This window comes from Bradyrhizobium sp. (genome assembly GCF_019244115.1).
Classification (GTDB): Bacteria; Pseudomonadota; Alphaproteobacteria; order Rhizobiales; family Xanthobacteraceae; genus Bradyrhizobium.
This window is the reverse complement of sequence record NZ_JAFATE010000902.1, coordinates 1-10,386: the sequence shown is the minus strand read 5'-3', so window position 1 is coordinate 10,386 and position 10,386 is coordinate 1. Positions and strand designations below refer to the sequence as shown.

Below are 10,386 nucleotides of genomic sequence, written 5' to 3'. Positions count from 1 at the left end.
GATGTGGTCGGCCCGGTATGCGAGACCGGCGACTATCTCGCGCTCGACCGCAAGCTGCCCGAGCCGAAGGCCGGCGATCTCCTGGCCGTCATGACGGCCGGCGCCTATGGCGCGGTGCAGGCCTCGACCTACAACACGCGGCCGCTGGTGCCGGAGGTGTTGGTCAAGGACGATCAATATGCCGTGGTCCGCCCGCGCATCGAGGTCGAGGAGCTGATCGCGCTGGACAGACCTGCGCCGTGGCTGTGAGTGGCAGGCTCCTACCGGACTGGCGGTGCCCGTCCCTGCGCGGTGACGCATTACTCCGATGTCATCGCCCCGCTCGACCGGGCGATCCAGTACGCCGCGGGCTATCGGCTCAAGCACTGCCGTCTCTGGGATACTGGATGCCCCGCTTAAAGCGGGGCAAGACAGCGGAGAGCGTGACGAGCAATTTCCAAGACGAGCCTCAGCGTTCTCGCGGCGCGATCGCGCCCGAGTTGCTGACTTCAAGCTCACCCTCGAAAACGAGGGCGCAGGGAATGCCGGGTGAAGGCCTCACCCATGGCCCCCGTGCAGTAAAAAAAGCACGGGGAAGGAACCACAGGTTCAGCCGAATCATCCGGCATTCCCTGCGCGATGGTTTTAACGCTTATCGCGCGCTCTCCCTGGGAACCGGGCTTTCTTGCTCCCATCGCCCGCGAGATCATCTCGCGAACTTGACACCAGCGTCGGGGTGCCAGGACCACACGCCTTCACGTCCGCATCAGCGCCGTTCGCCCGCACGAAGAACCCGTGCGCGTCGCCAACGCGTCCACCGCAACCCCGCCTCACGTCTCGTGACGATCGCGATACGCCCTCTGCATCGAGGCGGAATGAGGAGACATAATCACATGTTTCTGGAAAACGGAAGAGGAAAATTTGGGCAGCGGGTCTTGGACGATGCATCAGCGTTGCATCACATTGCGAACATTGCTTTTTCTTAAACGAAATTTTTGTGCCGGATGCGGGCAGACGAAGCATTTTCCCGAGGCGACCGGCCGATTTCGGTTAGGCCGGGCGAATCAGTCGCCAATTCCGGACCTAGTCTAGCGGATGAAGTCGGTCTGAATTGGTGCCGCATCGGCAGTGCGCTCCCTCCCCCGCGCGGGGGAGGGCTGGGGTGGGGGTACCACACGACCAGCTGACCCCGAGGGACTCCCACCCCCGACCGCGAGGGGGAGGGGAGCGGAGCGCCGCGCGGTTCGACGGCGGCCTCGTCACGTCGTGCTTCTTTCAGGTGAGGCCGCCGCGCGCAGCATCAGCGCCACGATGAGTGCGGCCAGAACATTGCTCGCGGCGCTCGCGACGATTGGCAGCTCGTAACTGTGGCTGAGATCGTAGGCAAATCCCGCCGCGCTCGGGCCGATCAGAGTACCGAAGGCGACGCTGGTGTAGAGCACGCCGATGATGCCGGAGACGTAGCGCCCGCCAAAATAGTCGGTCACAACCGCCGGCAGTACAGCCACCCAGCCGCCATAAAATACGCCGTAAACGGCCGCGAATGCCGTCAAAGACCAGAGGTTTGCCGAAAGCGCCCAGACCGCGAGCGACGCCGCCATGCCGGCATACATCATCATGAGCGAACGCTCGCGGCCCACGCGGTCGGCAATCGTGCCGAGGAAGAAACGGCCGGCGGTGCTGCCGAGGCCGATGACACTGAGCAGCAGCGCCGCGACCTGCGCGGTAATGCCGTGATCCCTGGCGAACGGCACCAGATGGACGAAGGGCACGAACGCGCCGAACGAACAGATCAGGCAGGCTGCGTAGAGGCTGATGAAACGCCCGGATCGGATCGCCTCGCCAACTGTGGTGCCGCCGACCTCAGCGGATGACGGCGCGAACGCATCGCCGTCGGGATTGAGCCCGCGGCGATGCGGATCGTTCTCGATCATTAGCGCCATGCCGCAGCCGACGACCAAGGACAATGCGCCAAGCGCGAGATAGGCGCCGCGCCAGCCAAGGCTGGCGATGAGGAGTGACGCCAGCGGCGGCATCACCAGCGTGCCGACGCCGATTCCGGCTACCGCAAGCCCGGAGGCAAAGCCCCGGCGTCGCACGAACCAGCGCTGCACGGCGCCGATCGCGGGCACATAGGCAAAGCCCATGCCTAGACCGACACCCAGCCCGTAAGCCGCATCGACCTCGATCAGATTCTGCGCGGCGCCGGCGAGTGCGAGGCCGAGGCCAAGCAGGACCATGCCGCTCACCACGAGCGGGCGGGGGCCGAAACGATCGGCCAGCGGGCCGCTGACGATCCCGAGCCCGAAATAGAGGAACCCTGCCAGCGAGAACACCGATGACACCGAGCCGCGGGAGGCGCCGAAGTCGCGCTGCAACGGCTCGAGGAAGTTGCTGAAGGTATAGGCGCTGCCAAAACCGAGGAAGGTGATTGCGAAAGCGGCTGCGACCACCCACCAGCCGTAGAAGAGGCGCGGTTCCGCGCGGGTTTTCAGGGTGCTCATGATGGTCTCCTGTCGAATGAGACACCAGTAAACGCATTATACAGATGTCTGTTGCAATCACCAGCAAAAATAATTTAATGGTGTTGCATGTCGAAGCAGTCGCGCCAGTTCCAGGTTCCCGACGCATTGGCCAATCTCTATGATTTCGCCAACACGCTCGATCTGCGGCACTTCACGCATCACGGCGTGCCGCACCAAAGGCATGACGAGTTGGCAGGCGCGGCCGACCTCGCGGCCTGGATGGCGCAGCGCAAGCTGCTAGCTGCGGGCGCGAAGGTGACGCCTGCGCTGTTCGAGATTGCCCTGGGTTTGCGCGCGAGCTTGCGGGACTATCTGCAGCACGATCCCGCGGAGCGCCGGAACAAGGGTGCAGCGCGGGCGCTGAACGCGGCGATTGCTGCATTCCCGCTTCATGCCGAACTCGGCGGCGAGGCCGGCGCACGCCTCCACGCGGTCCGCGATGATGCGCTTGCAGGATTGTCCGTGCTCGCGGCCGAGCTCTACGATGGCGCGCGAAATGGGTCCCTGGACCGGCTAAAGATGTGCGCAGCGGAGGAGTGCCGGCGGGTGTTCTTCGATCGCTCAAAACCGGCGACGCGGCGCTGGTGCATGTCGATCTTGTGCGGCAACCGCATCAAGACCCGGGCCTATCGCGAGCGCCAGCGCGGTGTGGACTAGACTTACGGCGTCATGAGCAGAGGAGCGCGCTCTTGCGCGCGTCTCGAAGGATGAGGGTCAGAAATCGCTCCCGCGGAAAAGGTCTGGATTGCTTCGGCGCAAGCGCGCCTCGCAATGACGCGCGGTGATGGCTGTGGACCATCAGGGTGCAGTGGCGGCCTCGTGGATCGCGCGGACACTCCCGGAGACTCTGACGGGCGCGCCGGGCTGCCCGACGATGTCAACCTGCAGGCGGCAAGGCACGCCCATGTCTTCACCCTGCTGGATCGCGATGGGGCCCGGGTGCGGCCAGGCGAGATCACGAAGGTAGCCGCCGAGCGCTGCGGCCGCGGCCCCTGTGGCGGGGTCTTCGTACACCCCACCGATCGGAAACGGGTTGCGCGCGTGAAACAGTTCTGGTGTTTCGGCGTAGAGCAGGTTGAAGGTCATGATCCCTTCGCGCCGCGCCAGGTCGCGGCCTTGCTCGAGTTCGTAACGCATGGCGCTCAGGACGCTGCGATCTCTCAAGGCCAAAATGAAATAGTCGGGGCCCGCATTGGCCATCGCGGGTGGTATCCGCTCATCGAGGTCGCCGTGGGTCAGTCCGAACAAGGCCAATACGTAGGCGACAAGCGCGGCCGGCGCGTTGCGGCTGTGCGTCGGCGGCGACCGGAACGAGGCGCCCCAACCCGCAGCCGACTGGTAGCCGTCGACGGTGATCTCTGCGCGGTTGAGCTCCAGGGAAAACGTGCCAGAACCTTCGCGCTGCGCGAGCGCGGCTCCAAGCGCGATGGTTGCGTGTCCGCAAAAATCCACCTCGACTTCAGGCGCAAAATACCGGACTCGCCAGCCGTTCTCGGCCGGGGCTGCGAACGCGGTTTCCGAATAGCCGACCTCGGCAGCGACAGCCTGCATCGTGCCGGCGTCGGGAAGCTCCTCGCAAAGGGCGACGCCCGCAGGGTTTCCGCCGTGTGCTCCGCTGGTGAAGGCTGCGATGCGATGAACGATCATTGCACTCTCTTTCGACGATCCCATGGTCTTACATGCGCATGGAATGCAAACGCACTCAAGCCCGCGGCAGGCGCAGGTGGCAGACTTATGCGAAGCTCATTCGCCCAATGCAGATTGCCGCTCGCGGAAAGATGGTGGGCACGGCGCAAGGGCGCCTTTGCCCACCCTACACTGGCTAGGCCTGTGGCGGTCAAGGCAGGTCGTTCAGATCGAAGATATAGAGCGCTCCATTGGCCTCCGTACCCGAGGTGAAGACGATACTGCGTCCATCCGGCGACCAGGCCGGATGAACGTTGTCGACGTTCGCGGGCTGGCCGATTGGCGCCGGATCGGAGCCGTCAGCGTTCATCACGTAAATCCGCCGATGGGGCTCTCCTATGTTTGCTGAGACCGCGATCTGCTTGCCGTTCGGGCTCCAAAATGGCTGCTCGAAGCTGCCGCCGTCCGTGATCCTCCACATCTCCGATCCATCGGCTTCGGCAAGCCAGACGTCGAACGTCCCGGTCCCGACGTTGGCGGAAAATGCCAGCGTTGCGCCGTCGGGTGACCACCAGGGCTGTCGGCTCTCGCCCGCCAGATCAGTGACCTGCCGCGGCTCAGATCCATCCGCGCGCACGGTCCAGACGTTGAGCACGTTGCCTCCCTTGCGCGAGAAGAAGGCGATGAGATCGCGTGACGACCAGGTTGGGCCGAAACTCCAATATGCCGGATCCGACACGGGCGTTGCGCGGCCACTCGCAAGATCGAGGACATAGATGAGGTTCTGGCCGCTGCGATCGGAGCTCAGGCACAATCGGCTGCCGTCCGCGCTCGGCGCGACGCGGCCATAGTCGTTGCCTGTGCTCTGGTGGATTTGCCGCGGCTGATTGCCGTCGCGATCGATGGCCCAGATCTGAGATCGGCCCGAGCGCTTGGACGCAAACAACAGCGTGCTGCCGTCCGGCATGAAGGTCGCCCGATTGTCGCCTCGACCGGCTTCGCTCAAGCGGCGCAGCGTTCCGCCGATCTCGGGCGCAGCCGCGCTAACAGACATCCGCGACGCCAATGTGAGCAGTGGCACGGCCATCACCGAGGTGAGAAAGTGCCTGCGATCCATGCGCTTCTCCTCTCATTTTTGTGGCTCGTCTCATTTGGGTCGGCAAAGCCAACGAGTCGGCGCGCCGGCCGATGACGAGACTTCGCATACCAGCCCATGGCAGATTGTGCTCGGGGGCACGGCGCGCAAGCACTCGGCTCCGTGCACGCCTCACATCATGGCGGCGAACTGCAGCCTTGCTCGGCCGGCGCGTCGTCGGCATTGGGGTCGCCGGGCGCGGTCGCCCAGGCGAGTTCGACGAGAGTCACCGTCCTTCGGCCGGTGCCGTCGAGCTGGCACACGATGAGGCCCTGCTCCTCGATATAGGTCAGAAGACGCTGCGCGCGGCGCAGCGAGCGTGAGCCATAGGCGCGGGCGATCGCCGCATCGCTCGGGCACGGCCAGCCCTCCTTCGCCGCGCGGGCGATCATCATGAAGACGCCCTGCATGTCCTCGGGCAGCCATGAGGCGCGGAGCGAGACATCGTGCCATGCCTCGTCGGCGGCCGGATTGGCGCCGAGCCCGGCCCGGGCGCGCGTCAGCATGCGGCGGAAGTCGGCAAGATCAGGCACATCGGAGCCGAGTCCCTCGATGCGGCAGCGGACCACGAACTCCTGAAACAGCACGCCGATGGCACGAAATCCGGCGTCGGGCTCGGCCAGAATGGCGCGCAGAACACGGTCGACGCGCTCACGCCGCTCCGCCAGTTCCTCGGCGCCGAGTGACCGCTCGACCGCCGCGGGAGCTTCGAGGCCCGCGGATTTCGCCGCCATGAGCTGGTCGAGAAGGTCCGGCGACGGCCGGCGCTGCGGCCTGACAGTTTCGGGCGGCGGCGCGGCCAGGATGATGGCGCGTGCGTCTTCGAGGGTCGCTTCCGGCAGCGGCATCAACCGCGGGGTCGCATTGCGCGGCTTGGTGTCCGTTGGTCCGATGCGCAGTCCGAGGGGACGGCGGGAGAGCGCCGGGCCCAGCGCCATAAATTGTCCGCGCTCCAGGTCGCGGAAGGCGTCGGCCTGTCGTCGCTCCATGCCCAAAAGGTCCGCGGCGCGTGCCATGTCGATATCGAGGAATGTGCGGCCCATCAGAAAATTGGACGCCTCGGCCGCGACGTTCTTGGCGAGTTTTGCCAGCCGCTGGGTTGCGACGATTCCCGCAAGGCCGCGTTTGCGGCCACGGCACATCAGGTTGGTCATCGCGCCAAGCGACAGTTTTCGCGCCTCGTCCGACACCTCGCCGGCGACCGCCGGCGCGAACAGCTGCGCCTCGTCGACCACCACCAGCATCGGGTACCAATGGTCGCGCGCAATGTCGAAAAGCCCGCTGAGAAAGGCGGCGGCGCGCCGCATCTGGTTCTCGGCGTCGAGCCCCTCGAGATTGAGCACCGTGGAGACGCGATGGATGCGCGCGCGTTCGCCCGCGACCTGAAGACCGCGCTCGGTATGGTCCGCGGCATCAATCACGAGGTGGCCAAAACGCTCGGCCAGCGTCACAAAGTCGCCTTCTGGATCGATGATGGCCTGCTGCACCCACGGCGCGCTCTGTTCCAAGAGCCGGCGCAGCAGATGGGATTTGCCGGATCCCGAATTGCCCTGCACCAGAAGGCGGGTTGCAAGCAGTTCTTCGAGATCCAAAGTCGCAGGACTGCCCGCCGTCGTGTGTCCCATCTCGATCGCAACGGTCATGTCTCGACTCAAACGCTCCCCGCGAGGCAGCGGCTTAGCAATCCGATCCCGGCGCGTCGAGCGGCGCGGCCTCTTGCAGACCTGTGGATGTTGTGGTTGATCGCGGTCGGGGCGCGGGGGACGCGCGACCTTGAAGGCTGGCACTAACACCCATGACAGCCGATCTGTGGGCTCTGGCCGCGGCCATGCTGCTGGCGGTCGTTCAGCTGACCCTCTCCAGTGTGCTGACACTTCGTCAGCTCGGCGGCGACTGGGTTTTGAGTCCTCGTGACGAGCCGCGCGAGGTTAAAGGCCTCAGCGGACGCTTCGTCCGCGCGCACCGTAATCTGCTCGAGATCTTTCCACAGTTTTTGGCTGCACTGTTTCTGGTGCATGCCGCGGGTCGCGCGGGATCGCTGTCGGCGATCGGGGCCTGGGTGTTCGTGATCGGTCGCGTGCTCTATGTTCCTGCCTATGCCTTCGCGCCTGCCGGTGTGCGGCCGATCTGCTGGACCATCGCACAGGCCGGGATTTTCTTGATCGTGGCCGACCTGTTCGTTTGAAAGGCCAGATCAGCGTGGGCCACGCCGTTCATTTCTGACCGCCGCCTTTGCTGCCGCCGACGACGAGACCCGCGGCCTTCTCGATCGGCTTGATCGCGGCGGTGAAATCGCTTTCCGCGCCCTCGTCGCGGATGACGGTCTCCCAGAGCCGGCCGACCGCCTCGGCGACCTCCATGCTGAGCCCGAGCGATTTCATCTCGTCCAGGCACAGCCGCACGTCCTTCACCATCAGGGCGGTGGCAAAGCCGAAATCGAAGCTGCGCGGCAAGACCGAGCGCGGAAACTTGTCGCGGCTCGCAGTGTTCATCCCGGAGCCGGCGTTGATCACGTCGATCATGCCCGCGGGATCGAGCCCGGCTTTGACGCCCATGACGACCGCCTCGGAGGTTGCGACCATCGCGGTCGCCGACAGAAAATTGTTGGCGAGCTTCATGGTCTGCGCCGCGCCCGGTTTTTCGGCGATGAAGAACAATTTTCCGAGCACGGCAAGCGCCGGCTTGACCGTCTCATAGTCCGCCTGCGGACCCGACACCATCACCGCGAGCGTGCCTTTTTCGGCGCCGGCCACGCCGCCGGAGACCGGGCTGTCGAGCTGCACGATGTTGCGCTCTCCAAGCGCATCGTGGATGCGCACCGCCATCTGCGAGCCCACGGTGGAAAGATCGACGAAACGCTTGACGCGTTTGCCTTCGATCACGCCGTCGGCGCCGGTTGCGACCTCGAGCGACGCCTGCAGCGACGGCAAGCTCGCCATCACGGTCTCGACGCGGTCGGCGACGTCTTTCGGTGATGACGCGGCGGTGGCGCCAAGCGCCACCAGCCGCTGGATCGCTTCATTGCTGGTATCGAACACGATGAGCCGGTGCTGCGCCTCGATCAGGCGGCGGGCCATGTGAAAACCCATTCGGCCTAGGCCGATGAATCCGATGTCCATGGCGGCCGCCCTCAAGCCTTGTCGAGCTCGGCGAACAGTTCGCGCGCAATCCGGAAGCTGTCGACCGCCGCCGGCATGCCGGCATAGATCGCGACCTGCATCAGGATCTCGCGGATCTCCTCGCGCGTCACGCCGTTGGTCAGCGCGCCCTTCAGATGCGCGCGCAGCTCATGCGGCCGGTTCAGGATCGAGATCATCGCGATGTTGAGCATGCTGCGGGTCTTGCGCGGCAGTTCCTCGCGGCCCCACACGGCGCCCCAGCAATACTCGTTCAGCATCTCCTGGAACGGCCGGTTGAAGTCGTCGACGTTCTTCAGCGCGTTCGTGACATAGGCCTCGCCAAGCACGGCTTTGCGGATTTCAAGGCCCTTGTCGTGCATTTTCTGGTCCATCGGGGTCTCCTCGGGGTGTTTTTGGTCGCGACCACGCAAAGTTACGGGGTTGATGCGCGCCAGTCACTCCTTCGTGTTATGCGCCCCAAACGGGCGGGACTACGTACAGGAACGGGTGCCTCAGTGCCGCCGTTGTGTTAGGTTGATTTGCCGGGCCTCTGGAGAGTTATTGAACGGCATGACACCTGATCCGTCGGCGCCTGCACAGCAGAGCGATTCCGTTGCGCGATTGAAGCTGACGCAGGCCCTGAAACGGGCAAAACTGGCGATTGCGTGGGAACGTGTCTGGCCGCCTCTGGCGCGGCTGCTCACGCTCGTCGGGCTGTTTCTTGCGGTGTCATGGGCCGGGTTCTGGCTGGCATTGCCATTCGCCGCCCGGGCCGCTGGTGTCATTCTGTTCGCGGCCGCCGCCGTCGCCACGCTCGTTCCGCTCGCCCGGTTTCGCTGGCCGGGCCGCGATCAGGCGCTCAGCCGGCTCGATCGCGGCTCCGGCATCCGCCATCGTCCCGCCACCACGCTGACCGATACGCTGCAGAGCCAGGATCCGGTGTCGCAGGCGCTGTGGCAGGCGCAGCGCGAACGCACGCTCGCCTCGATCAAGAAGATTCGCGCCGGACTGCCCTCGCCGCGGCTCGTGCTCCACGACCCCTGGGCGCTCCGCGCGCTGGTCGCCGTGCTGATGGTCGCGGCCTATGTCGCGGCGGGCGATGAGCGCGCGGCGCGCGTGGCGTCCGCCGTCGATTGGAACGGCGTGTTCGCGCCGGCGAGTTTTCGGGTCGATGCCTGGGTGACGCCGCCGCTCTACACCGGAAAACCTCCGATCATCCTGTCGGCCGCTGGCAAGGAGGCGGCGCTGCCGGCGAGCGGGCCGCTTGCGGTGCCGGTCGGAAGCACGCTGATCGTGCGCTCCAGCGGCGGCACGCTCGACGTCATCACCGGCGGCGGAGTGACCGAGGCCGCCCCGACCGGAGAGGCTCCGAAGGGCACCGACGAAAAGCATTTTGCGATTGCCGGCGACGGCACCGTGCATGTGCGCGCGCCCTCCGGCCAGCCGCAATGGAAATTCACCGCGACACCTGATCGTCCGCCGACGATCTCGCTCGCCAAGGATCCCGAGCGGCAGGCGCGCGGCTCGCTGCAGATGTCCTACAAGATCGAGGACGATTACGGCGTCACCGAAGCCCATGCTCAGTTCGCAGCACGTCCCGCTGAAGGTACGGAAGCCGCTCCTGCGCCGCGTCCGCTCTACACGGCCCCGCAGTTCCCGCTGGTGCTGCCGAACGCCCGCACCCGCAACGGCGTCGGTCAGACCGTGAAGGACCTCAGCGAAGATCCCTATGCCGGCGCCGATGTCACGCTGACGCTGACGGCCAAGGATGAGGCCGGCAACGAGGGCAAGAGCGAGCCCTTCAACATGCGCCTGCCGGAGCGGCTGTTCACCAAGCCCTTGGCGCGCGCCTTGATCGAGCAGCGCCGCATCCTCGCGCTCGACGCCAACAAGAACTCCGAGGTCTTTACCGCGCTGGAAGCTCTGGCGATTGCACCGGAGCTGTTCATGCCGGAGACGGGCCAATATCTCGGCCTCTACAGCGTCACGCATCAGCTCGAGG

9 protein-coding genes and 1 pseudogene are annotated in these 10,386 nt (G+C 65.5%); 4 read left to right on the top strand and 6 right to left on the bottom strand.

All coding sequences use genetic code 11. The features are described from left to right. A pseudogene (locus JOZ76_RS37510) lies at positions 1–249 on the top strand (diaminopimelate decarboxylase); the annotation flags it as partial. 989 nt (positions 250–1,238) lie between these two features. On the opposite strand, the gene JOZ76_RS37505 reads toward JOZ76_RS37510, so the two are convergent. Further along, positions 1,239–2,483, bottom strand: a complete 1,245-nt coding sequence (locus tag JOZ76_RS37505) for an MFS transporter (RefSeq protein WP_291706407.1) — start codon at positions 2,481–2,483, stop codon at positions 1,239–1,241. A gap of 87 nt (positions 2,484–2,570) precedes the next feature. Here JOZ76_RS37505 and JOZ76_RS37500 point away from each other — a divergent pair, with 87 nt between their 5' ends. After that, positions 2,571–3,161, top strand: coding sequence for a CGNR zinc finger domain-containing protein (locus tag JOZ76_RS37500; RefSeq protein ID WP_291706406.1), 591 nt, complete (start codon positions 2,571–2,573; stop codon positions 3,159–3,161). 141 nt (positions 3,162–3,302) lie between these two features. On the opposite strand, the gene JOZ76_RS37495 is transcribed toward JOZ76_RS37500, so the two are convergent. From JOZ76_RS37495 to JOZ76_RS37485, 3 genes are all read right to left on the bottom strand, one after another. After that, entirely contained in the window at positions 3,303–4,151 is an 849-nt protein-coding gene (locus JOZ76_RS37495) for a PhzF family phenazine biosynthesis protein (RefSeq protein ID WP_291706405.1), read from the bottom strand. Positions 4,152–4,341: 190 nt separating this feature from the next. Next, positions 4,342–5,247 carry a hypothetical protein gene (locus JOZ76_RS37490; protein ID WP_291706404.1) on the bottom strand — a complete coding sequence of 302 codons (906 nt, stop codon included), beginning with the start codon at positions 5,245–5,247 and terminating at the stop codon, positions 4,342–4,344. 155 nt (positions 5,248–5,402) lie between these two features. Continuing rightward, a complete protein-coding gene (locus tag JOZ76_RS37485) occupies positions 5,403–6,908 on the bottom strand; it encodes an ATP-binding protein (protein WP_291706403.1) in 1,506 nt (501 codons plus the stop codon). A gap of 152 nt (positions 6,909–7,060) precedes the next feature. Between JOZ76_RS37485 and JOZ76_RS37480 the strand changes: the two genes are divergently transcribed. Beyond that, entirely contained in the window at positions 7,061–7,450 is a 390-nt protein-coding gene (locus JOZ76_RS37480; protein ID WP_291706402.1) for an MAPEG family protein, read from the top strand. Between the two features lie 28 nt (positions 7,451–7,478). Here JOZ76_RS37480 and JOZ76_RS37475 read toward each other — a convergent pair whose 3' ends face one another. Together JOZ76_RS37475 and JOZ76_RS37470 are read right to left on the bottom strand one after the other, a co-directional pair. Further along, positions 7,479–8,384, bottom strand: a complete 906-nt coding sequence (locus tag JOZ76_RS37475; protein ID WP_291706401.1) for an NAD(P)-dependent oxidoreductase — start codon at positions 8,382–8,384, stop codon at positions 7,479–7,481. 11 nt (positions 8,385–8,395) lie between these two features. Beyond that, positions 8,396–8,776 (bottom strand): carboxymuconolactone decarboxylase family protein, encoded by a 381-nt coding sequence (locus JOZ76_RS37470; protein ID WP_291706400.1) that lies wholly within the window; start codon positions 8,774–8,776, stop codon positions 8,396–8,398. Between the two features lie 169 nt (positions 8,777–8,945). On the opposite strand from JOZ76_RS37470, the gene JOZ76_RS37465 reads away from it, so the two are divergent. After that, on the top strand, positions 8,946–10,386 hold a 1,441-nt coding region (locus tag JOZ76_RS37465; protein WP_291706399.1), incomplete at its 3' end, for a TIGR02302 family protein.

Excerpts from the sequence above, each read along its gene's own strand:
- JOZ76_RS37480 (WP_291706402.1), top strand. The coding sequence starts at position 7,061 with ATGACAGCCGATCTGTGGGCTCTGGCCGCGGCCATGCTGCTGGCGGTC.
- JOZ76_RS37475 (WP_291706401.1), bottom strand. The coding sequence starts at position 8,384 with ATGGACATCGGATTCATCGGCCTAGGCCGAATGGGTTTTCACATGGCC.
- JOZ76_RS37495 (WP_291706405.1), bottom strand. The coding sequence starts at position 4,151 with ATGATCGTTCATCGCATCGCAGCCTTCACCAGCGGAGCACACGGCGGA.
- JOZ76_RS37505 (WP_291706407.1), bottom strand. The coding sequence starts at position 2,483 with ATGAGCACCCTGAAAACCCGCGCGGAACCGCGCCTCTTCTACGGCTGG.
- JOZ76_RS37485 (WP_291706403.1), bottom strand. The coding sequence starts at position 6,908 with ATGACCGTTGCGATCGAGATGGGACACACGACGGCGGGCAGTCCTGCG.
- JOZ76_RS37500 (WP_291706406.1), top strand. The coding sequence starts at position 2,571 with ATGTCGAAGCAGTCGCGCCAGTTCCAGGTTCCCGACGCATTGGCCAAT.
- JOZ76_RS37490 (WP_291706404.1), bottom strand. The coding sequence starts at position 5,247 with ATGGATCGCAGGCACTTTCTCACCTCGGTGATGGCCGTGCCACTGCTC.
- JOZ76_RS37470 (WP_291706400.1), bottom strand. The coding sequence starts at position 8,776 with ATGGACCAGAAAATGCACGACAAGGGCCTTGAAATCCGCAAAGCCGTG.